The organism is Streptomyces sp. NBC_00829 (assembly GCF_045161795.1).
Classification (GTDB): domain Bacteria; phylum Actinomycetota; class Actinomycetes; order Streptomycetales; family Streptomycetaceae; genus Streptomyces.
Genome location: NZ_CP108867.1, coordinates 4,991,628 through 5,014,813, shown reverse-complemented (window position 1 = coordinate 5,014,813; position 23,186 = coordinate 4,991,628). Strand labels below are relative to the sequence as shown.

The following is a 23,186-nucleotide window of genomic DNA, read 5'->3' as shown; positions in this document are numbered from 1 at the left end:
TACGGCCGGCCGCGTCAGCTGTGCGTCCGCAGCAGCTGCCGCATCGTCCGCATCGCCACCGACAGGTTCGCCAGGTCGAACGTGTCCGATCCCTGGATCTCGTCCAGCGTGGAACGCGCCCGGCTCAGGATCGCCGCGTTCCTCTCCTCCCATGCCGTGAACCGCTCCTCGGGCGTCGAGCTGCCGTTGCCCACGGTGAGCACGTCCGCCGTGAGCGCCGCGTGCGCCGCGTACAGATCCTCACGGATGGAGGCACGGGCCATGGACTGCCAGCGGTCGGCCCGCGGCAGCTCGATGATCCGGTCCATCAGCTGTGTGATGGACAGCCGGTCGGCGAGGTCGTAGTACACCTCGGCGACCGCCATCGGCTCCTTCTTGGTGCGGTCCGCGATCGCAACGATGTCCAGCGTCGGGAACGCGGAGGAGAACCCGGCGACCCGCAGCGCGAGCACCTCGGGGACGCCCGCCTCGGTGAGCTCCTCAAGGAGGCTCTGGTACCACTCCAGGTCCGCGCCGCGCAGCATCTTCGGGAGCTCGGCCCACACCAGCTCCACCCGCTCGGCGAAGAAGCCGATGGTCTCGGCGAGCTCCAGCGGCTGCGGCCGGTTGCCGAGCAGCCAGCGCGTACCGCGCTCGACGAGACGGCGCGAGTGCAGCCGGATACGGGTCTGGACGTCGGCCGTGGCCTTGTTGTCGAGGGCCTCGACCGCGTCCCACACCGCGCCGAGTCCGAAGATCTCCCGTGCGGCTGTCTGCGCCCGCACGACCTCCTCGGTCGACGCGCCCGTCTCTTCACGCAGGCGGTGCAGGAAGGTCGAGCCACCGCTGTTCACGGTGTCGTTGACCAGCACCGTCGTGACGATCTCGCGGCGCAGCGCATGCCCGTCGATCGCCTCGGGGAACTTCTCGCGCAGCGCCTGCGGGAAGTAGGCGTGCAGCAGCCGGCGCAGGTACGGGTCGTCGGGCAGGTCCGTCCCGATCAGCTCGTCGGCCACCGTGATCTTGGTGTAGGCGAGCAGCACGGCCAGCTCCGGCTGGCTGAGGCCCTTGCCGGCGCTCAGCAGCTCACGGATCTGCCGGTCCGCCGGCAGGAACTCCAGCGCCCGGTCCAGGTGCCTGTCCCTGCCCAGCCTGCGCATGAAGCGCTGGTGGGCGTGGAGCAGCGAAGGCGACTGGGCGACGGCGTTGGACAGGGCCACGTTCTGCGCGTAGTTGTTGCGCAGCACCAGCGCGCCGACCTCGTCGGTCATCTCGGCGAGCTGCTTGTTGCGCTGCTTGACGGTCATGTCGCCGTCCGCCACCAGGCCGTTGAGCAGGATCTTGATGTTCACCTCGTGGTCGGAGGTGTCCACGCCCGCGCTGTTGTCGATGGCATCGGTGTTGATCTTGCCACCGTTGCGGTCGAACTCGATCCGGCCGAGCTGGGTCAGCCCCAGGTTGCCGCCCTCGCCGACCACCTTGGCGCGCACGTTCTCGCCGTTGACGCGGATCGCGTCGTTGGCCTTGTCGCCGACGTCCGCGTTGGACTCGGCGGAGGCCTTGACATACGTACCGATGCCGCCGTTCCACAGCAGGTCCACCGGGGCCTGGAGGATCGCCTTCATCAGATCGGCGGGCGTCAGCTTGGCGACACCGGCCTCGATGCCGAGCGCCGCGCGCAGCTGCGCGTTGACCGGGATCGACTTGGCCGTACGCGGGTGGATGCCGCCGCCGGCCGACAGCAGCTCCTTGTCGTAGTCGGCCCAGGACGAGCGGGGCAGTTCGAACAGGCGGCGGCGCTCGGCGTACGAGGTCGCCGCGTCCGGGTTCGGGTCGATGAAGATATGCCGGTGGTCGAAGGCCGCGACCAGCCGGATGTGCTCGCTGAGCAGCATGCCGTTGCCGAAAACATCACCGGACATGTCACCGACGCCGACGACGGTGAAGTCCTCGGTCTGGGTGTCGTGGCCGAGCTCGCGGAAGTGCCGCTTGACGGACTCCCACGCACCGCGGGCGGTGATGCCCATGCCCTTGTGGTCGTAACCGGCGGAGCCGCCCGAGGCGAAGGCGTCACCGAGCCAGAAGTTGTACGAGACCGCGACCTCGTTGGCGATGTCGGAGAAGGACGCGGTGCCCTTGTCCGCGGCGACGACGAGATAGGTGTCGTCCTCGTCGTGGCGCACGACGTCGGCCGGCGGCACGACCTCGCCCGCCACCATGTTGTCCGTGATGTCGAGCAGCGCGGAGATGAAGATCCGGTAGCAGGCGATGCCCTCGGCGAGCCAGGCGTCCCGGTCCACCGAAGGGTCCGGAAGCTGCTTGGCGACGAAGCCGCCCTTCGCGCCGACCGGCACGATCACGGTGTTCTTGACCATCTGTGCCTTGACCAGGCCAAGGATCTCGGTACGGAAGTCCTCACGCCGGTCGGACCAGCGCAGACCACCGCGCGCCACCTTGCCGAAGCGCAGGTGCACACCCTCGACGCGCGGGGAGTAGACCCAGATCTCGTACGCCGGGCGGGGCGCCGGAAGATCCGGGATGGCCTGCGGGTCGAACTTCATCGACACATAGCTGTGGTGCGAGGCGCCGGCGGCCTGGCCCCTCTTGTCGCCTCCCGCGCCGGCGCTCTGGAAGAAATTGGTGCGCAGCGTCGCCTTGATGACGGTGAGGAAGGACCGCAGGATCCTGTCCTCGTCCAGGCTCGCGACCTGGTCGAGCGCACCGTCGAGCTCTTCGAGCAGGGCGTCGGTCAGCTCGGTGCCACCGCGCTGGCGCTCCGGGGACATCCGGGCCTCGAAGAGGGAGAGCAGCAGCCGGGTGGTGTGGACGTTGGTACGGAGGGTGTCCTCCATGTAGTCCTGGCTGAACGTCGAACCGGCCTGGCGCAGGTACTTGGCGTACGCGCGCAGCACCATCGCCTGCCGCCAGCTCAGACCGGCGCCGAGGACGAGGGAGTTGAATCCGTCGTTCTCCGCCTCGCCGGTCCACACGGCCGCGAAGGCGTCCTGGAACCGCTCGCGGGCATCATCGGCGAGGTAGTCGCCGTTGCCCGTGGCGTGCGGGAAGCGCAGACCGAAGTCGTAGATCCAGGCGCTCGTACGGTCCGAGCAGCGCAGCTCGTACGGGCGCTCGTCCACGACCTCGCAGCCGAGGCGCTGGAGCACCGGCAGGACCGCGGAGAGCGAGACCTGCTCGCCGGTGCGGTAGATCTTGAAACGGCGCTCGCCGGGGCCCGCGCCGACCGGCTCGTACAGCGAGAGCGCGAAATCCTTGCCGGAGTGGGTCAGCTGCTCCACGTGGACCAGGTCGGCAACGGCCGCACGGGGCGAGTGATCGGCCTTGTAGCCCTCGGGGAAGGCGTGGCCGTAGCGGCGCAGCAGCTCGGCCGCGCGCTCCTCGCCGCACTCGGCGTTCAGCGCCTCGGCGAAGCCGTCGGCCCAGGAGCGGGCGGCCTCGACGAGCCGGGCCTCGATGCGGTCCTGGTCGGCGGGGGTGAGGTCGGGCAGCTCGGTGCCGGGCTGGACGCGGATGACGAAGTGCAGCCTGGACAGCACCGATTCGGTGTGCAGGGCCGTGAAGTCGACCGGCGTGCGGCCGTTCAGCTCCTCCAGCAGTATGTCGGTCAGCCGCAGCCGGACATCGGTGGTGAAGCGGTCACGCGGCAGGTACACGAGCGCGGAGTAGTAGCGGCCGTACTCGTCCTGGCGCAGGTACAGCCGCAGCCGGCGGCGCTCCTGGAGGTAGAGGACGGAGGTGACGATGGAGCGCAGCTCGTCGACCGGGGTCTGGAACAGCTCGTCGCGCGGGTAGGTCTCCAGGATCTGGAGCAGGTCGCGGCCGTCGTGACTGTTGGTCGCGAAGCCCGCGCCCTCGACGACCTCCTGGACCTTGCGGCGGATGACCGGGACGCGGCGCACGGACTCGGTGTACGCGGCCGAGGAGAACAGGCCGAGGAAGCGGCGCTCACCGATGACATTGCCGTTGGCGTCGAACTTCTTGACGCCCACGTAGTCGAGGTAGCTCGGGCGGTGCACGGTCGCGCGGCTGTTCGCCTTCGTCAGCACCAGCAGCTTGTGCTCGCGCGCCTTGGCACGGGCGTCGGCGGGCAGCCGGCTGAACGAGGGGCTGACGGGGTGCGCCTCGTCGGTGCTGTGCTGCGGGTCGGAGCGGAGAATGCCGAGGCCTGTGCCGGGCACGGCGGCCAGTGCGTCGGTCTCGGTGAGCTCGTACTCGCGGTAGCCGAGGAACGTGAAGTGGTCGGCGGCGAGCCAGCGCAGCAGCTCGCGCGCCTCTTCGACGTCCTGGTCGCGCAGATCGTCGGCGGTCGGCTCGCTCGGCAGCTCTTCGGCGATGCGCAGCGCGGAGTCGCGCATCTTCTCCCAGTCCTCGACGGCCTCGCGGACGTCGGACAGGACGCGCAGCAGATCGGCGGTGATCTGCTTGAGGTCGGCCCGGTCGGTCTCGCGGTCGATCTCGACGTGGATCCACGACTCGACGAGTGCGTCGTGCGGCAGGTCCTTGCTGTTCGCCTCGCGCGGCAGCACCTCGATGAGCTTGCCGGTGACGTCGCGGCGGGCGATGACCTGCGGGTGGATCACGACATGGATGCCGCGGCCCTGGCGGGAGAGCTCGTTGGTGACCGAGTCGACCAGGAAGGGCATGTCGTCGGTGACGACCTCGACCACCGAGTGGCTGCAGGTCCAGCCGTTCTCTTCGACGGTCGGGGTGTGGACCCGCACGTTGGCCGTCCCCTGAGGACGGTTCTCGGCGAGCCGGTAGTGGGAAAGTGCCGCGCCGAAAACGTCGACCGGGTCGCGGTCGGCGATGTCCTCGGGAGCGGTGTGCAGGTAGTAGCGCTGGAGGTACGTGAGCACGGTGTCCCGGTCAGGACTCTTCCCGTGTTCTGCCCCAGTCGGAAGGTGCCCCCCGACCGGGCTGTTCTCAGCTACGCGGGCAGCCCGTGCGAGCAGCTCGGCCTTGGCTTCGTCCAGCTTGGTCTGCATGTCTTCTGGCTCCTGTCGCGCGCCATTGCGTGACGTAGGTGAAAGAAAAAGCGACGCAACGCCACGACGCGGGGTGTCCGCTCTGAGTCGACGTTATGCCGCAGTGAGAGATGTCCGAGCCGATATTGGCCAAGTTTGGCAGCAGGGCCGGGACGGGATGATCAACGATCGCCCGGGCGCTGTGGCGCACCGGGCGCTGGCCGGGGGCTTCGCTGCCCCCACGGCGTATCGCGCTGATCACGGGTCCAGGCTATCGCCCTGCCCCCCCGCCCCGTCATGAGCCTTATGTGTACAAAAGCAGGGCCAGAAGTTTGACACTCTGGACAGCGACACAGGCCACCTCTTGGCAAACAACCCTCCGCGGTGCAGGTTGGCGGTGACGACACGGACACCGTCGACAGCCGGCCCCGCACCGTCGGCAGGGGCACCGTCGACAGCCCGACACCGGGAGCAGCCATGACAGCCAAGATCCTGATCGTCACCGGAGATGCGGCCGAGGCCCTCGAGGTCCTCTATCCCTACCAGCGTCTGCGCGAGGAGGGATACGACGTCGACATCGCGGCCCCCGCGCGCAAGCAGCTGCGGTTCGTCGTGCACGACTTCGAGCCGGGATTCGACACCTACACCGAGAAGCCGGGCTATACCTGGCCCGCGGACCTGGCCTTTTCGGAGGTCGACCCCGGAGCGTACGCGGCGTTGGTGATCCCGGGCGGCCGGGCCCCGGAGTATCTGCGCAACGACCCCGAGCTCCGCAAGATCATCAAGTCGTTCTTCGACTCCGACAGACCGGTGGCCCAGATCTGCCACGGCCCGCTGCTGACGGCGGCCATCGGCAGCCTGGAGGGCCGCCGGGTCACCGCGTACCCGGCCCTGGAACTGGACATGCAAACGGCCGGCGCGAGCTTCCAGGACGTGGAAGTGGTGGTCGACGGCACCCTGGTGTCGTCACGCGCGTGGCCGGACCACTCGGCGTGGATGCGGGAGTTCCTGACGGTACTGCGCAAGCACGCGCCGCTGGGGTGAGGTGAACGGTCGGGGCTGCCCGGGGCGGCGGTGGCCGACCCCGGGCGAGGGGGCAGCCCGAGCCCGGCCTACGCCACCAGTCGCGTCGCGACCTCCACCGCCTCCGCCAGGCTGTCCACCACCGGCACCCCCGCCGACTCCAGACTCACCCTGCTGTGCGACCCGCCCGTGTACAGCACCGCACGCGCTCCCACGTGCGCCGCCGCCACCGCGTCGTCGACCGCGTCCCCGATCACCACCGTGTGCTCCGGCGCGGCGACACCGGCCATCGCAGCGAGGTGCCGCTCCATGTGCAGCGCCTTCGTGCCCCCGGACGGCCCGGTCCGCCCGTCCACGCGTATGAAGTGGCTCTCGATGCCGTAGCCGCGTACGACCGGGACCAGCTCCTCGTGCCCGTACATGCTCAGCAGCGACTGGCTGCGCCCGGCGAGCCTCCACTCCCGCAGCAGCTCCTCGACACCCTCGGTCAGCCCGCACCCGATCCGGTGCTCGCCGTAGTGCCGGTGGAAGGCCTCGTCCATGACCACCCACTCGGCGTCCGTCGGCAGCCGGCCCATCAGCCGCTCGTAGAACAGGGGGATCGGCACGCAGTACAACTCGCGGTAGCTCTCCAGCGTGATCGGCTCCAGGCCGATCTCCGCGAAGGCCGCGTTCGTCGCCCCGATGACCGCCTTGATGTCGTCGAGCAGCGTGCCGTTCCAGTCCCAGACCAGATGCGTGGTGTGCTTCCCCATACGGAAACCGTACCGGCCTGGTCTGACAACGGGCCGCCCGTGCGCCGGACCCACGGCCTCGCCCGTGCCTGCGGCCGACGGCTTCAGCCGATGAGGTTCGGGATCTCCTGCACCCCGTACCAGAGCAGCTCGTGGTCCTCCGCGCCGTCCACCGTGAACTGCGCGTCGTCGTCGCCCTGGTCCGCCGCGCCCAGCGCGGCCGCGGCCGCGCTCACGTCTCCGATCGCGTCGTCGGCGTCCACATGCACCGCCGCCGCCTTGGCGAGCGGCACCGCGGCGGCCACCCGGACCTCGCCGAGCGCGCTCTCGACCAGCACCCGGTCGGGGTCGGCGACCGCGTCCTGGTCCCGTACGTCGAGGGCCACGACGACCCGGCGCCGGACCGCGTCCGGGTCCCCCGCCAGCAGCCGCAGCGAGGCCGCGGCGGCCCGGTTCAAAGCGGCGTACTCGAGCTCCTCGATGTCGTCGGAGACGTACCACTCGCGCAGTCCAGGAGTCACGGCGTAGGCGGTCAGCGGCCCGGGGCCCAGTTCGCCCGCCTTGTGCGCCTCGGCGAGACCGGGGAGGGTCAGGGGGACGTACACGCGCATGGCTGACCGCTTTCGTAGTCGGAGACGCCCTCAGGATACGTGCGAGGTCCCCCTTCGGGCCCCCGCTCCCGGCCTCGCGCACCGTCCACCTCCACCTGCCCCGCGCCCGCCTGCGACGCCGCGAGAGGGCCTCTCGTCACCCAGATAGGTGAACTGTTCCCCGGGCCGGGCCGACGTGCCCGACTGTTGCGGCGGTCCGCTTCGGCCCCGTAGAAGATCACCACTGAAGTTACCGCCCGGTATCGGCCCGGGCCCGGCACATCGGGGGCGATCCGCATGAACACGACCCGGCCCGCAGGGCGGCACGACCAGCGCCGTCCCGCCGTGGTGGCGCAGGCGGCGATGGCGCGCGCACGGCGGCAGCACAAGCCGCACTACTGGTTCGCCGACCGCCTGCTCGCGGTGCTCAGCGGTCGGCGGCCGGTCCACTGGATGCTGGGACACACGATCGGCGAGGCGTACGAGCAACTGGTACGGCTGGCTCCCGGAGCCCCGCTGCGCCCGGCGGAGCGTGTGACGCCCGTCATCCGGCACTGCGGTGAATACCATCCGGGCCCGGGAGTGATCGAGGCCTTCGCCAGGATCGGCTCGGGCGACCGGGTCAGCGCGATGGCCTTCCGCCTGGAGCAGGGCGCGGACCAGCGCTGGCGCTGCGCCGCGGTGGAGGTCGGCGGGGAACGCGTCGCGGTGGCGTCCGAATAGCCGGCCGGCTGAACCCCCGCTCCCGCACGCCGGCCGCCGGCCGCCGGCCGCGCCACGGTCCCGGGTGCGGACCGGCGTGCGGGTAGGGCCGGCGTGCCGGCAGGAGCGGCCGGCACCCTCGGCCCGTCGACCCGTCAGCCGGTCGCCAGCCCGAGCCTTGCCGCCTGCCCCTCCTGCACCTCCCGGGCCACCTTCAGGAAGTCCAGGATCGTCGCGAGCTGCTCCTCGTCGTACCGGCCCAGCGCCTCCGCCGCAGCCGCGCCGACCGGCAGATACACCTCGGCCTCGGCGACCCCCGCCGCGTCCGTGGCAGTGACCAGCACCCGCCGCCGGTTGGCCGCGTCGCGCGTCCGGGCAACCAGCCCGGCGCGCTCCAAGCGGTCGATGACCGTCGTCGTCGCGGCCGGGCTCAACTTCAGCGCGGTGCTCAGCTCACCGGCCGACAGCGGTCCCGCACCCAGTACCAGGTCAAGACAGCGCAGGTCGGTGCGGTTCACCCCGAGCCGGGCGGCGGCCGCCTCGTCGAACGCGTCGAAGCTCTGCTGCAGCGACCGGAGCTGCTGAGCGACTCTCTCTATGTACGCTTCTTTCGACATTCGAATCTTTCTGGTATCGTAAGTTTCGTTGATCGTAAGGATAACACCCGGAGGGCAGAGCAATGAGTACCCGGCAGAACCAGAGCGACGGTCGCATCAAGGACCTCTTCGAGCGCTTCATGACGGCATGGACCGAGGGCGACGCGGTCGCGTTCGGCGCCTGCTTCACCGAGGACTCGGACTACGTCTCGTACGACGGCACACGCGCCGTGGGCCGCACCGAGCATCAGGCCAACCACGACAAGCTCTTCCGCGGGGTCCTCACCGGTTCCGCGCTGGTCGGCGAGATCGAGGCCATCCGCTACGTCACGCCCGACGTCGCGATCGTCCATGGCACCGCGTCCGTACTGATGCCGTGGCGCTCCCGGCTCCCCAAGCGCCGCCTGTCCCGCCAGACGATCGTGGTCGTGAACACCGAGAACGGCTGGCGGATCACCGCCATCCACAACGGCCGGGTGCGGCCCGTGACCGTCCCCGCCCCCGACTCGATGCCGTCGAGGATGTCCCAGGCGATGACCCGGGGCGCACGCCGCCTCGGCCTGGGGCGCGTCCCGGCGAGCCCCTGAGCGAAAGGGGCCTGAACAGGAGGCCCTGAACAAACGGCCGGGCCGGACACCGCAATCGGTGTCCGGCCCGGCCGTTCGCAACAGAGCAGCGCTCAGGGTTACTTCTTGCGGCGGCCTCCGCTGCGCTTCTGCGCCTTGCGGCGCTCGGCACGCGTCATCCCGTCCGTCTCGGAACGGGCAGGCCCGCCGTCGCTGTCGAAGTCGCCCTCGACGACACCGCCCTCGCCGTCCACGGTGGGAGCCGAGAAATGCAGCCGGTCGGGCCGCTGCGGGGCGTCCAGGCCCTTCGCCCGGATCTCCGGACGCGAGGCTCCGGCCGGAACCGCGTCCTCCTTGGCGAGCGAGGTCCGCTCCGCCGAGTCCTGCACGGGGATCTCCTCGACCTGCTGCTCGACCTGGACCTCCAGGTTGAACAGATAGCCGACGGACTCCTCCTTGATGCCCTCCATCATGGCGGTGAACATGTCGAAGCCCTCGCGCTGGTACTCCACGAGCGGGTCCTTCTGGGCCATCGCCCGCAGACCGATGCCCTCCTGGAGGTAGTCCATCTCGTAGAGGTGCTCGCGCCACTTGCGGTCCAGGACGGACAGCACCACGCGCCGCTCCAGCTCACGCATGATGTCCGAGCCGAGCTGCTTCTCACGCTCGTCGTACTGCTCGTGAATGTCGTCCTTGATGGACTCGGCGATGAATTCGGCGGTGATCCCGGCCCGGTCGCCGGCCGCCTCCTCCAGCTCCTCGACGGTCGCCTTCACCGGGTAGAGCTGCTTGAACGCGCCCCACAGCCGGTCCAGGTCCCACTCCTCGGCGAAGCCCTCGACGGTCTCCGCCTGGATGTAGGCGTCGATGGTGTCGTCCATGAAGTGACGCACCTGCTCGTGCAGGTCCTCGCCCTCAAGGACGCGGCGGCGCTCGCCGTAGATGACCTCGCGCTGCCGGTTGAGGACCTCGTCGTACTTCAGGACGTTCTTACGCGTCTCGAAGTTCTGCTGCTCGACCTGCGACTGGGCCGACGCGATCGCGCGCGTGACCATCTTGTTCTCGATCGGGACGTCGTCGGGGACGTTGGCCATCGACATCACGCGCTCGACCATCTGCGCCTTGAACAGACGCATCAGGTCATCGCCCAGGGAGAGGTAGAACCGGGACTCGCCGGGGTCGCCCTGACGGCCGGAACGGCCGCGCAGCTGGTTGTCGATGCGCCGCGACTCGTGGCGCTCGGTGCCGAGCACATAGAGGCCGCCGATGTCGGTCACCTCGTCGTGCTCGGCCTTGACGGCCGCCTCGGCGCGCTCCAGCGCGGCGGGCAGGGCCGCGGCCCACTCCTCGACGTGCTCGACCGGGTCCATGCCGCGCTGGCGCAGCTCCGCCTCGGCGAGGTCGTCGGGGTTGCCGCCGAGCTTGATGTCAGTACCACGGCCGGCCATGTTCGTCGCGACCGTGACCGCGCCCTTGCGGCCGGCCTGGGCGACGATCGTCGCCTCACGGTCGTGCTGCTTGGCGTTGAGGACCTCGTGCTGGATGCCGCGCTTGTTGAGCTGCTGGGAGAGGTACTCGGACTTCTCGACCGACGTGGTGCCGACGAGGATCGGCTGGCCCTTCTCGTGCTTCTCGGCGATGTCGTCGACGACCGCCGCGAACTTCGCGACCTCGGTGCGGTAGATCAGGTCGGACTGGTCCTTGCGGACCATCGGCTTGTTCGTCGGGATCGGCACGACGCCCAGCTTGTAGATCTGGTGGAACTCGGCGGCCTCGGTCATGGCCGTACCGGTCATGCCGGAGAGCTTGCCGTAGAGGCGGAAGAAGTTCTGCAGGGTGATCGTGGCGAGGGTCTGGTTCTCGTCCTTGATGTCCACCCCTTCCTTCGCCTCGATCGCCTGGTGCATGCCCTCGTTGTAGCGGCGGCCGGCGAGGATACGGCCGGTGTGCTCATCGACGATCATGACTTCGCCGTCGATGACGACGTAGTCCTTGTCCTTCTTGAACAGTTCCTTGGCCTTGATGGCGTTGTTCAGATAGCCGACGAGGGGAGTGTTCACCGACTCGTAGAGGTTGTCGATGCCCAGCCAGTCCTCGACCTTCGCGACACCCGGCTCATGGATGGCGACGGTCCGCTTCTTCTCGTCGACCTCGTAGTCGCCGGTTTCCTCGATGCCCTTGAGGGGGTTGCCCGCCTCGCCCTTGGTCAGGCGCGTGACCAGCTTGGCGAAGTCGCCGTACCACTTGGTGGCCTGGTCGGCGGGACCGGAGATGATCAGTGGCGTACGGGCCTCGTCCACGAGGATCGAGTCGACCTCGTCGACGATCGCGTAGTTGTGGCCGCGCTGGACGAGCTCGTCCTGGGACCACGCCATGTTGTCGCGCAGGTAGTCGAAGCCGAACTCATTGTTCGTTCCGTACGTAATGTCGCAGCTGTACTGTTCGCGACGCTGCGCGGGCGTCATGTTGGCGAGGATGCAGCCAACCTGCAGGCCCAGGAACTTGTGCACCCGGCCCATCATCTCCGAGTCGCGCTCGGCCAGGTAGTCGTTCACCGTGATCAGGTGGACGCCCTTGCCCGAGAGCGCGTTGAGGTAAGCGGGGAGCGTGCCGACGAGGGTCTTGCCCTCACCGGTCTTCATCTCCGCGACGTACCCGAGGTGCAGCGCGGCGCCGCCCATCATCTGTACGTCGTAGTGGCGCTGTCCAAGGACGCGCTTGGCGGCCTCGCGGACGGTCGCGAACGCCTCGGGAAGCAGGTCGTCCAGGCTCTCACCGTCGGCGTACCGCTCCTTGTACTCATCGGTGAGGGCCCGCAACTCGGCGTCGGAGAGGTTGACGAAGTCCTCTTCGATGGAGTTGACCTGGTCCGCGATGCGGTGCAGTTTGCGCAGGATCTTGCCTTCGCCTGCACGCATGAGCTTGTTGAAGACGGACACTGAGGCTGGTCTCCTTGCCGATCGGGCCTGGCACTGGGTCGTGTTATGGACACTGGCGCGGGCACGGCAGGTAGGCCCCACCGCAACGGCCATCGTAAGCGAGGACCCCGCCGGGTCGGGAGGTCCGCCGTCAGCCAGGGCTGCTGTTACCCGCAAGGACAACGCTCGGGACGCACGGAAGGTGCCGGTGAGGTACGAAAAGTACTCGCATCCTTTCGTGTACCTGACCAGAATCCGGGCATGGAGCCCATCACCCTCACCACCGAACGCCTGCTGCTGCGGACCTTCACCACCGACGACACGGACGCGGTCTGGGAGGCTTGTCAGGATCCCGACATCCAACGATGGACGACGGTCCCCTCGCCCTACGAACGGCATCACGCGGCCGAGTTCACCGGCCACATGGTTCCGGAGGGCTGGCGCACGGGGACGATGTGCACGTTCGCGGTGCTGCCCCGCGGGGGCGGTCCGCTCATGGCGTCGGTCGCGGTCACCCTGCGTACCTATTCGGGAACCTGGGAGATCGGCTACTGGACGGGCAAGGAGCACCGGGGCAGGGGAGTGATGGCGGAGGCGGTGGGCGCGGTGGCGCACTGGGCATTCACCAGGCTGGGTACGACGCGCCTGGAGTGGCGGGCGGAGGTCGGCAACGAGGGTTCGCGGGGCGTCGCCCAGAGGGCCGGGTTCACCGTCGAGGGGGAGCTGCGGGCGGCGCTGCTGAACAAGGACACACTCAGGGACGTCTGGGTGGGTGCTCTGCTTCCGTCGGACCTGGGGCTGCCGAGCACCCATCCGTATCTGCCGTCCCGGAGGTGAGGGGCGCGGCTTGCCGGGCGCGTGCTCAGGGGGCAGGGCCTTGCCCGCCCCTGAGCGCGGGGCTTGTCCGTCCTGAGCGCGGGGGCGGTGACTTTCTGGGCGCGGGGGCCTGTCCGTCCTGAGCGCGGGCACGGGGGCGGGGACGGGGCTTCGGCGGGCGCGGGCTTGTGGGGCTTGATACGGGCTTGCTGGGCTTGGTACGGGCTTGCTGGCGGGCGCCCCGGGTTGTGGGCGGGCCCGCGCGCTCCGGCGGCGCGGGCCGGTTGTCAGTGCCGCCGTCTAGGGTGCGGAGCATGACCAGTCTGCCGCCGCCGACCGCCGAACTGTCCGCAGCCGAAGCCCGCCGCATCGCGCTGCGCGCCCAGGGGTTCCTGGGCGCGCCCGACCGGCGCGGCGGGGTGCGCGGCGTGTTGCGGCATCTCGGAGCCGTCCAGCTGGACACGATCTCGGTGCTGGCGCGCTCGCACGAGCTGATTCCGTACGCCCGCCTCGGCGCCGTGGGCCGCAAAACCGTCGAGGACGCGTACTGGACGGGCGGCCACAGCTTCGAGTACTGGTCCCATGCGGCCTGCATCCTCCCCGTTGAGGAGTGGCCCCACTTCGCCTTCCGCCGTCGCGCCTACCGCGCCCGCCCGCACTGGAACCACGATCTTCCGGACGGCGCCTACGACACGGTGATCAAACAGCTGCGCGCCGAAGGCCCCCTCACGGCGACGGAGTTGGGTGGCGCGAAGAACGGCGGGGAGTGGTGGGACTGGTCGGCCTCCAAGGTCGCCGTCGAGCGCGCCCTGATGTACGGCGAGGTGGTGTGCACCGAGCGGCGCGGCTGGAAGCGGGTGTACGACCTCGCCGAGCGGGCCGTCCCCGACGAGTATCTGCACGACGAGCTGGACGACACGGAATGCCTGCGCAGGCTCGTCCGGCTCGCCGGGCAGTCGCTCGGCGTCGGCACCCGCGCGGACATCGCGGACTACCACCGTCTGAAGGGCGAGCAGTTCGACGCGGTGGTCGCCGACTCCGGACTGGTACCGGTCACGGTCGAGGGCTGGTCCAAGCCCGCCTGGGCGGACCCGCAGGCGCTCCCCGCCGAGCCGCGCGGCCGCCACCGTACGACGCTGCTCTCGCCGTTCGACTCACTGGTGTGGGAGCGCGCACGCACCGAACGGATCTTCGGCTTCACGCATCGCCTTGAGGCGTACGTCCCCAAGCCCAAGCGGGTGTACGGCTACTTCGCGATGCCCCTGCTCGCGGGCGGAAAGCTCCTGGGCCGCGTCGACCCCGCCCGCGAGGGCACGACTCTGGTGGCGCGCCAGGTGTCCCTGGAGAGCCCGAAGGCCGTGGCTCCCATGGCGCAGGCACTGCGCGAGGCCGCGGAGTGGGTCGGCTGCGATGCGGTACGGATCGAACGGCTCGACCGCGCCGAGCTGACCGCGGATCTGGTCAAGGCCGTCTCGTGACCGCCCCCTGGTCCCGACCGTCCCGGGTCCGGTGCGGCCTGCCTCCTACCGGATCTCGAGGATCTTCTCCCGCATCGCGTAGACCACGGCTTCCATGCGGGAGTGGAGCTGAAGCTTCTCCAGGATGTTGCGGACGTGGTTCTTCACGGTGTTCTCGGAGATGAACAGCTCTTTCGCGATGTCGCGGTTGTTCATCCCCGTCGCCACGAGCTTGAGCACTTCGAGCTCGCGGTCGGTCAGCCGGGGCGCGGGCACCAGCCGGCGCTCGTCAGTGCGCTGGATCATCGACTTGAACTCGGTGAGCAGCTTGGACGCCATCGACGGGCTGATCTGCGACTGGCCGTCGGCCACGGCTCGGATCGCCGTGGCCACCTCGTCGGTGGAGATCTCCTTGAGGAGATAGCCAGTGGCGCCCGCCTTGATCGCGTCGTAGAGGTCGGCCTCCTCGTCGCTGATCGTCAGCATGATGATCTTGGCGCTGGGGGCGACTTCCTTGATGGACGTGCAGGCCTCGATGCCGCCGCGCTTGGGCATCCGGACATCCATCAGCACGATGTCGGGCAGGAGGTCGGCGGCCTTGTCGACGGCCTCGGCGCCGTCGCCCGCCTCACCGACGACCTGGATGTCCTCTTCCTGTGCGAGGACGATCTCCAGCCCGCGCCGGAACAGGGCATGGTCGTCCACCACAAGCACCCTGATCGGCTCCTTTCGGGAGCCGCCGGGGTCCGCGCCGTCTTCCGCAAGTGCGGTGCCGACATCGCCTGCGTCGCCGTGAACCGGCCCGAAGCTGTCCGCCATCGTTCCTCCCCCTGAAGGCCGCGGCCTGAAGATCATGTCTGGTCCGCCAACCTCAGTACGGGGTGCAGCGGTTGGCCTGGGACGCCCATGCTTTCATGCCTGACCGGCAGAGCGGTGACCCTGTGGTCGCACGGGGGTGCCCCTGGGGGCGCACACGGCGCTCCAGGGGCACCACTTGCCTGCCGACGGCCGTCAGCCGCCGAGTGCACCTCCGGCCCCGCCCGCCTCGGATCCGGCCAGCGGGTCGGACTCCAGGTGGATGACGCCATAGTCATATGCGTGCCGCCGGTAGACGACACTGGGATGCTTCGTCTCGGAGTCGACGAAGAGGTAGAAGTCGTGCCCCACCAGCTCCATCTCGTAGAGAGCCTGGTCAAGGGTCATCGGTGCTGCTGTGTGGATCTTCTCGCGAACCACCAGCGGCCCCTCGCCCTGCACTTCGAGCGAGCCGATCATGGTGGTGGGAATGGATTGCGGCGCCTCTTCGGTGAGGGGCCGTCCGTTGGCGTTCAACTCGGCGACGCCGGGAACGACATCTGCAACTTCGGATGCCGAAATGCGGCCGTTTCCACGGCGGTTGTGGCGCTTGTCGTGCTGCTTGCGCAGCCGGGCCTCGAGCTTGCCGGTGGCGAGGTCGAGTGCCGCGTACGGGTCGCCGGCCGCCGCCTCCGCCCGGATCACCGGGCCTCGCGAGTGGAGGGTGATCTCCACGCGGTCGGAACGGTCGGCCTGCCGCGGGTTGTGCTCCTTGGACACCTCGACGTCCAGGCTGATCACCTTGCCGTCGAGCTTCTGGATCTTGTCCAGCTTCAGCTTCTCGGCCACGTGCTTGCGGAACCGCTCGGGCACCTCGGTCTTGCGGCCCTTGACGACGATGTCCACGCAGAACTCCGTTCCCGGATAGCTCCGCCCGCTCGCAGGCTGCGGAGCATTTCCCTCTTGCACCAGACCCCGGTGATCACCGGAGCCTCGGACTTGGCGACTTCACCTCCTCCTCCCCAGTCGACAAGATCCCCACCCCACCACATTCGAGGTTTTCACACTCCCGAATGCCTGGCCGGAAGCACAGCAGTGCATTGGCGGTGAGGCACGGCAATCGCCATTCCTCACAACCGAACATAGCTCGCTCGGACGGGTGTCGGCACCCGCTACCAGCGCGTACGTCCATTGAGGCGATTTTCGTCTCTCACTACCTGCAACGATGCAAGTTCTCTGTCAGTTCCGGTTTATTCCGAAAGACTGCGGAGGTGCCGCGACAACCGCCGCACTCAGCCGTACGAATGCGGGAAAGGACAGCCCGGGGACGGCTTGGAGCGCGCGGGCCGCCTCCGCCAGCGAAGCCCCCGTGGTCATGAGATCGTCCACCAGCACCGCCCGGCCGCCCTCCAGCAGCCGTCCGCCACCGGCGACGACCTCCAGTGCCCCCGCCAGATTCGTCACCCGCTCACGGGCCGTGAGACCCGACTGGTCGGCGATCTCACGCCGCTGCCGCAGCACCGGCAGTGCCCTGGCCTCCGTTCCCGTACGCCGCAGCTCCGCCGCTGCGGCCTGCGTCATCCGTCTCGCCGCATCGTGCCCTCGCGCCCTGACCGCACGGCGCGCCGACGGCACAGGTACGAGCAACAGGGGCCCGGTACCCCGCACGGCCCGTGGCATGCCCGCCCGCACCGCCCCGGCGATCGCGACACCCAGTGGCCGGGCCAGCCCCAGGACGCCGCGCTCCTTGTGCGCCAGCAGAACGGCCCGCACCGCATCGGCGTACGGAGCTGCTGCATGCACCACCGGCAGCCCATCGGGCTCGGGCAACGGCCTCGCCCGACGCGCCGCGCTGCCGTACAGCGTCAGCGCGCACTCCTCGCACAACTGCGTACGAGCGGTGCCGCAGCCGGCGCAGGCGACCGGCAGCACCAGACCGGAGATCTCCTGCCACCAGCCCCGCATGGCAACCACTGTGCCAACCGCTGGAGCCTTGGGCCACCCCTGTGGACAACTAGGTCCCAGGGTGGCTCAAAGCGCCTTCCCCGGCCCGCCCGGGCACTTCCAGGGCCGTTCAGGACTGGCCGGCCCTCCCCCCGCGAGCAGGGCTGGCCCTCCCCCGCGGGCAGCGGCGAGGGCCGCCGGGCATCCCCGCTGCCCGGGGGAGGCACGCAAGCGGCACCCCGCGCAGCACTACCCGGGGTAGACCGGCGCCGAGCCGTTCTTGACCAGTGTCTGCCAATTGGCCCCTGCCGGAAGCCGCACAATGCCGTCGTCCTCGGAGTACGCGACCAGCGGGCGGCTCTCGTCGTCGGACGCCGCGACCGCCTTCACCCGGTTCAGTCCCGGCAGCACACTCGTGTCCGAACTCGAGCCGTCCGTCTGCATATAACGCACCTGCTGGACACCGCCGGACTCCTTGCCGACCACCACGAGCCTGCTCGGTCCCGCCCAGGACACGGCCGTCACCGTCTCCATCTGTGGCGCGGCGGGCCGCAGTTCCGCGACGGAGACCACCGGATTGTCCTTGGGGCCTGTGCGCTCCACGCGTCCGATCTTCAGGGTGGTCTTCCCGTCCTTCGTCAGCAGCAGCGCGATGCGCACACCGTCCGCGGAAACCCTCAGCGACTCGATCCGCGCGCCGTCGAGACCAGGGACGATCTTGACCTGCTGGGGGGTCCCCGTGCCGCCCACCAGTCGCAGCAGCGCCGGACGCGCCGGGTCACGGTCGGCGATCCAGAGATCGTTCCGGCCGTCCCAGCTGGGTGCCGAGAGACGGTTGAAGGGAGTGTTGCCCCTGCTCTGGACCACGGCCGCGCCCAGGTCGCCGTCCTGCATGACGGACGAGACGTACAGACGGCTGTCGTCCTTCGAGACCACCGCCGCGGTGCGCTCGTCATGAGCCACCCCGACCGTGCTCATCGCCAGCCGTCCGTCGCCGAAGGGACCCGGCACGTTCTCCGGCGCGCTTATCTCCTTGGCAGCACCCGACAGCTTCGCCAGCCGGTTCTTGCTGTCGACGAAGTACTGGTTCACCGGGCCGACCGAGATATGGCCGGGTGCGTACACCTCAGCTTGGCCGCTGTTGAGCACACACAGCTGCGAGCCGTCCGCGCGCCGCAGTTCGACCTGGCCGACCTGGGTGGATGTCACATCCCTCAACGTGAACAGAATCTGCGCGGCCATCTTCGTGCACTGCTGGCGGCTCGTGTTGGACGCCTTCTCGTTGAGCGGCACCTTCAGCGCGTTCCGGTCGTCGAAGGCGAGCGACTTCGTGCCCGCCTTCAGCGCGGTACCCGTCGGGAAGGGCGTCTCGACGACCGGCCTCAGCCAGTTCGACGGCCCGTCCAGCAGCGCCTTGACCGACTGCGTGACGGGATCCATCCGGGTCACCGGATCCAGCCGCTGACGGATGTAGACCGGATCGGCCACCAGGGTGCTCCACCTGGAGGCGAAGTAGTACTTGTTCACCGAACGGTAGTTGCGCTGGAAGTCGGACGCGCCGAGCACCAGACCCGGCGGCAGGTTGTCGATCCGCCATTCCCTGCCGTCCGGGCCGCTCTGCTGAGACAGATGGATCCGGGGGCTGTACTCGGTGGGCGTCATCGGCTGGTACGCGTGCTGCGAGTCCACCGTGGCGATCTGCTTGCCCAGCAGCGGATAGCTGATGCCGGGGTTGTCCTCGCGGCCGGCTGTTCCCTGTCCCGCGTCCGGCGACGCCGCCAGCACCGTGGTGCCCGCCTCCGGCCGCCACGTCCGGGACGTCTCCGCCGTCAGATAGGTCCGGGCGGTGGCGAAATTGGAGTCGTCGCTGGTCATCGCTTCCAGGAAGCCTGTGACGATCTCAGCGGGAGTCGCGCCCTTCCGCGGCGGCACGGCGTACACCCGCACCTGGGAGTCCCCGCGCGGCGACGCCTTCACCGCGTGGATGTCACCGCTGTCGGGCATCGAGGCACACCCCGCCAGCAGCACCGCGCTGCAGCCGAGCAGCGCGGAGGCCGTGAGCGCGCCTCGGCGGCCTTTGTGGCCTCGGCGACGGGGATCAGCGCCCACGAGTCGTGTCCTCCCGGTCCGAAGAAATCTGTGCTGCCGAATCGTCGAGGCGCTCCCCCGCCGGGCGCGCCACCACCCTGGCACCGCTGCCCGGCAGCGCCGCCGGATCCACACCGGACGGGGCCGAGGGGGGCGGTACCGAGGCACGCGCCGGCACGGGCAGGGACGCCCGGTCCGTCACCGGCTGAACGGGCACGGACGTCAGCCGGTGCCCGTTCGTCTTGGGAAGAGCGGACTGGGCCTGCTCGCGGTTCTGCCGCGAGTCCTCCGGCTCCAGCGGTATCGGCGATCCGCGCAGCGGCTCGTCTGCCGTACGCGGCAGCGTCAGCCGGAACTGCGAGCCCCCACCGGGCTCGCCCCACGCCTGCAGCCAGCCGCCGTGCAGCCGGGCGTCCTCGACCGCGATGGACAGTCCGAGTCCGGTACCGCCGGTGGTCCGCGCCCGCGCCGGGTCGGCTCGCCAGAAGCGGCTGAAGACGCGGGTCGCCTCCCCGGGCTTCAGCCCCACGCCGTAGTCCCGTACGGCCACGGCCACGGCTCCGCCGGCCACCGCCATCCGTACGATCACGTCCCGGCCCTCGCCGTGCTCCACGGCGTTGACGACCAGGTTCCTCAGCACACGCTCCACACGACGGGCATCGGCCTCGGCCACGACCGGCTGCTCGTCGCCGATCACACGTATCCGGGTGCCCTTGCGCTCGGCCAGCGGCTCGGCTCCGCCGATCACCCGCCGTACGACCTCGCGCAGGTCTATCGGCTCGGCCTCCAGAGCGGCCGCGCCGGCGTCGAAGCGGCTGATCTCCAGCAGGTCGGCGAGCAGCGACTCGAACCGGTCGAGCTGATCCCCGAGAAGCTCGGCGGAGCGCGCCGTGACCGGGTCGAAGTCGCTGCGGGCCTCGTGGATGACGTCGGCAGCCATCCGCACGGTCGTCAGCGGGGTGCGCAGCTCGTGCGAGACGTCCGAGACGAACCGCCGCTGCATCCGGGAGAGCTCCTCCAGCTGCTGGATCTTGAGCTGGAGGTTCTGCGCCATCTTGTTGAAGGCCTCGCCGAGTCTGGCGATGTCGTCCTCGCCGGTGACCTTCATCCGTTCCTGGAGACGGCCCGCGGAGAGCCGCTCGGCGATTCCCGCCGCCATGCGCACGGGCGTCACGATCTGCCGCACGACGAGCCAGGCAATGGCTCCCAGCAGGACGACCACGAACAGCCCGGCGGTGGCGAGGGTCCCTCTGACCAGGTTGAGCGACTGCTCCTCCTGCGCCAGCGGGAAGAGGTAGTACAGCTCGTACGGATTGCCCTCGATGTCGTTCAGCCGCGTGCCGACGACCAGCCCGGGCTCGGGGTCGTGCTCGCCGTTGTTGTACTTGATCCGGACGTACGTCTCGAAGGTCCCGGTCCCCTGGTCGACCGCGTCCCGCAGGTCCTGGGGAATGCTCGCGAAGTCGACGCTCCCCGAGGTCCTCGGGCCTCGGCTCGAGCCCGCGTCCTCGGAGTCGGCGCTCAGCGCCACCACGTTGAACGCGCCTTGACCACCACTGGCGAGCTGCTCGACGAGGTCGGACCGCCAGGAGCTCCTGGCGGTCCTGCCGTCGGCAGCGGCGCCGTCGGGCCCGACGGGCTCGTTCGCCTTTTCCCGGGCCACGGCGAAGCCGCCTGCGGCCTGGCTCTGGGCGGCCCTGTCCTTGGCGTCGAGCAGACCGTTGCGCACCTGGCCGATGACGACGAAGCCCAGCAGCACCACCACGCCCAACGACATCAGCAGCGTGCTCGCGACCACCCTGAGCTGAATGTTCCGCCGCCACAGGCGCACAGCCGGAAGCAGCAGACGGCGCACCCAGCGCATGACGAACCTCAGGACAGGCCCTGTCGGCAGACTGTCCTGGGGCAGCCGTCCGCCCTGGAACAGACGGCCGAATCGCGAGGGCTCACGCCCCGGTCCGGCAGCCCGCCCCGTACGGACTCCCGGCTCCCCGGGCTTCGGAGCAACGCTGCCTCGGGGCATGTCAGCTCGGCCCGGCCTTGTAACCGACACCACGGACGGTCACCACGATCTCCGGGCGCTCAGGGTCCTTCTCGACCTTGGAACGCAACCGCTGTACATGCACATTCACCAGCCGGGTGTCCGCGGCGTGGCGGTAGCCCCACACCTGCTCCAGCAGCACCTCGCGGGTGAACACCTGCCACGGCTTGCGGGCAAGCGCCACCAGGAGATCGAACTCCAGCGGGGTCAGAGCGATGGACTGCCCGTCCCGCTTGACGGAGTGACCGGCCACATCGATGACCAGATCCCCGATCGCCAGCTGTTCGGGCGCCGGCTCCTCCGACCTCCTGAGCCGTGCCCGGATCCGGGCAACCAGCTCTTTCGGCTTGAACGGCTTGACGATGTAGTCGTCGGCCCCTGACTCCAGGCCGACCACCACGTCCACCGTGTCGCTCTTGGCGGTGAGCATCACGATCGGCACGCCGGACTCGGCCCTGATCAGCCTGCACACCTCGATGCCGTCCCGTCCGGGCAGCATGAGGTCGAGCAGTACAAGGTCCGGTTTGGCCTCGCGGAACGCGGCAAGCGCCTTGTCACCGTCCGCTACGAACGACGGCTCGAAACCTTCACCACGCAGCACAATCCCGAGCATCTCGGCCAGTGCGGTGTCGTCGTCGACGACAAGGACTCGTCCCTTCATATTCGACATCATCCCATTAGCTAATCGTTACCTGGCGTGAACTGGCACACAGCTCCGCAATTCCGCCCCCTGTGACCGGGGACAACGTTCCCTGCTCGGTGACGATCGCCGTCACCAGATCCGGCGGCGTTACATCGAACGCCGGGTTGTACGCCTGGGTTCCCAGCGGTGCGACCGGCAGCCCGGCACCCGCTTCCCCAGCCATCACTGCGTGTGGCGATGTGACCTCCGTCACTTCTTGTCCAGATCGCTGTTCGACCTCTATCGAAGCCCCGTCCTGCGTGCCCAGATCCATGGTCGTCGTCGGCGCGACCACGATGAACGGAACGTGGTGATACTTCGCGAGCACGGCCAGGGGGTAGCTCCCCACCTTGTTCGCCACTGATCCGTCGGCGGCGATCCGGTCGGCACCGATCAGTACGGCATCCACCTCTCCCGCCGCGAAGAGGGATCCCGCGGCATTGTCCGTGAGCAATGTGTACGGCATTCCGTTCCGCGCCGCCTCATAGGCGGTCAGCCGTGCCCCCTGCAGCAGCGGCCGCGTCTCGTCCACCCACAGCCGCCGCAGCCGTCCCGCGCGGTGCGCCGTGAGAGCCACGGCGAACGCGGTGCCCTCCCCGCCGGAGACCAGAGCTCCGGTGTTGCAGTGGGTCAGAATTCTGTGTCCGCCGCCCGGCAGGAGTTCGTCGAGCAGCACGAGCCCATGCTCGGCCATGAGCGCGCTCGCCTCGGCATCCTCCTCGTGCAGCGCCCTGGCCGCCGCGAGCGTCGCGTGCGCCGCCTGCTCCGCATCCGCTCCCTTGCCCGCCGCCGCCCGGTATGCGGCCGCCGCGCGCCGCACGCCGGATCCCAGGTTCACCGCGGTGGGCCGCGCCTGCTCAAGCAGTTCCGCAGCCTCTTCGACGTCGTAGCCGCGGGCGGCGGCGAGCGCCACCCCGTACGCACCCGCGATGCCCAGCAGCGGCGCCCCGCGAACGGCGAGCGTCTGTATCGCCCGCACCAGGGCAGGCACGTCGGTGCAGACCAGCTCGACCTCCTCGGCGGGAAGCCGCGTCTGGTCGAGCAGCACCAGTACGGGCCCTTCCGGCGGCTCGTCCCAGCGCAGCGCCGGAAGCATGGGCGGCTCGCTGTCGACCGGGTTTTGTACGTACTGATCAGCCATCCGCCCAGTCTGCCCCGTGAGCCACCGACAAAGAAGGTGCGAAGGAGATACGGCGCCCCGCCCACCAGCGACCCACGCGTGGCACGATGGCTGCCAGCCCGCCGTCCCGCCATGGGGGCTGGCACCGTGAAC

17 protein-coding genes are annotated in these 23,186 nt (G+C 69.5%); 5 read left to right on the top strand and 12 right to left on the bottom strand.

Annotation, left to right across the window (positions count from 1 at the left end; all coding sequences use genetic code 11):
- Window positions 1–14 precede the first annotated feature (14 nt).
- A complete protein-coding gene (locus tag OG293_RS22055; RefSeq protein WP_406000505.1) occupies window positions 15–4,982 on the bottom strand; it encodes an NAD-glutamate dehydrogenase in 4,968 nt (1,655 codons plus the stop codon).
- Window positions 4,983–5,438: 456 nt separating this feature from the next.
- Here OG293_RS22055 and OG293_RS22050 point away from each other — a divergent pair, with 456 nt between their 5' ends.
- A complete protein-coding gene (locus OG293_RS22050) occupies window positions 5,439–6,005 on the top strand; it encodes a DJ-1/PfpI family protein (protein WP_406000504.1) in 567 nt (188 codons plus the stop codon).
- A 68-nt stretch (window positions 6,006–6,073) separates the two neighbouring features.
- On the opposite strand, the gene OG293_RS22045 is transcribed toward OG293_RS22050, so the two are convergent.
- Entirely contained in the window at window positions 6,074–6,739 is a 666-nt protein-coding gene (locus OG293_RS22045) for an HAD family hydrolase (RefSeq protein WP_406000503.1), read from the bottom strand.
- 83 nt (window positions 6,740–6,822) lie between these two features.
- Window positions 6,823–7,329, bottom strand: coding sequence for a DUF6912 family protein (locus OG293_RS22040; protein ID WP_406000502.1), 507 nt, complete (start codon window positions 7,327–7,329; stop codon window positions 6,823–6,825).
- A 276-nt stretch (window positions 7,330–7,605) separates the two neighbouring features.
- On the opposite strand from OG293_RS22040, the gene OG293_RS22035 reads away from it, so the two are divergent.
- Window positions 7,606–8,031, top strand: a complete 426-nt coding sequence (locus OG293_RS22035; protein ID WP_406000501.1) for an Rv3235 family protein — start codon at window positions 7,606–7,608, stop codon at window positions 8,029–8,031.
- Window positions 8,032–8,165: 134 nt separating this feature from the next.
- Here the strand turns inward: OG293_RS22035 and OG293_RS22030 are convergent, their stop codons facing one another.
- Window positions 8,166–8,627, bottom strand: a complete 462-nt coding sequence (locus OG293_RS22030; RefSeq protein WP_406000500.1) for a MarR family winged helix-turn-helix transcriptional regulator — start codon at window positions 8,625–8,627, stop codon at window positions 8,166–8,168.
- Window positions 8,628–8,689: 62 nt separating this feature from the next.
- Between OG293_RS22030 and OG293_RS22025 the strand changes: the two genes are divergently transcribed.
- Entirely contained in the window at window positions 8,690–9,193 is a 504-nt protein-coding gene (locus OG293_RS22025; protein ID WP_406000499.1) for an SgcJ/EcaC family oxidoreductase, read from the top strand.
- Between the two features lie 98 nt (window positions 9,194–9,291).
- Here OG293_RS22025 and secA read toward each other — a convergent pair whose 3' ends face one another.
- Window positions 9,292–12,111, bottom strand: a complete 2,820-nt coding sequence (gene secA, locus OG293_RS22020) for a preprotein translocase subunit SecA (RefSeq protein WP_406000498.1) — start codon at window positions 12,109–12,111, stop codon at window positions 9,292–9,294.
- A 240-nt stretch (window positions 12,112–12,351) separates the two neighbouring features.
- Here secA and OG293_RS22015 point away from each other — a divergent pair, with 240 nt between their 5' ends.
- Entirely contained in the window at window positions 12,352–12,927 is a 576-nt protein-coding gene (locus tag OG293_RS22015) for a GNAT family N-acetyltransferase (RefSeq protein WP_406000497.1), read from the top strand.
- 293 nt (window positions 12,928–13,220) lie between these two features.
- Window positions 13,221–14,384 (top strand): winged helix-turn-helix domain-containing protein, encoded by a 1,164-nt coding sequence (locus tag OG293_RS22010; protein ID WP_406000496.1) that lies wholly within the window; start codon window positions 13,221–13,223, stop codon window positions 14,382–14,384.
- Window positions 14,385–14,429: 45 nt separating this feature from the next.
- Here the strand turns inward: OG293_RS22010 and OG293_RS22005 are convergent, their stop codons facing one another.
- From OG293_RS22005 to mtnA, 7 genes are all read right to left on the bottom strand, one after another.
- On the bottom strand, window positions 14,430–15,182 hold the full coding sequence (locus tag OG293_RS22005) for a response regulator (protein ID WP_406000495.1): 753 nt from the start codon (window positions 15,180–15,182) through the stop codon (window positions 14,430–14,432).
- 192 nt (window positions 15,183–15,374) lie between these two features.
- Window positions 15,375–16,064: a ribosome hibernation-promoting factor, HPF/YfiA family gene (gene hpf / locus OG293_RS22000; RefSeq protein WP_406000494.1), complete on the bottom strand. Its 690-nt coding sequence runs from the start codon at window positions 16,062–16,064 to the stop codon at window positions 15,375–15,377.
- A 333-nt stretch (window positions 16,065–16,397) separates the two neighbouring features.
- Window positions 16,398–17,123, bottom strand: coding sequence for a ComF family protein (locus OG293_RS21995; protein WP_406000493.1), 726 nt, complete (start codon window positions 17,121–17,123; stop codon window positions 16,398–16,400).
- Window positions 17,124–17,351: 228 nt separating this feature from the next.
- Window positions 17,352–19,211, bottom strand: coding sequence for an LpqB family beta-propeller domain-containing protein (locus OG293_RS21990; protein ID WP_406000492.1), 1,860 nt, complete (start codon window positions 19,209–19,211; stop codon window positions 17,352–17,354).
- Window positions 19,201–21,213, bottom strand: a complete 2,013-nt coding sequence (mtrB, locus tag OG293_RS21985) for an MtrAB system histidine kinase MtrB (RefSeq protein WP_406000491.1) — start codon at window positions 21,211–21,213, stop codon at window positions 19,201–19,203. The genes OG293_RS21990 and mtrB overlap by 11 nt, the downstream gene beginning before the upstream one ends.
- 1 nt (window position 21,214) lies before the next feature.
- Complete coding sequence (mtrA, locus tag OG293_RS21980) at window positions 21,215–21,904, bottom strand: two-component system response regulator MtrA (protein WP_351232597.1); 690 nt, start codon at window positions 21,902–21,904, stop codon at window positions 21,215–21,217.
- A 4-nt stretch (window positions 21,905–21,908) separates the two neighbouring features.
- Window positions 21,909–23,054, bottom strand: a complete 1,146-nt coding sequence (gene mtnA, locus OG293_RS21975) for an S-methyl-5-thioribose-1-phosphate isomerase (RefSeq protein ID WP_406000490.1) — start codon at window positions 23,052–23,054, stop codon at window positions 21,909–21,911.
- Window positions 23,055–23,186 lie beyond the last annotated feature (132 nt).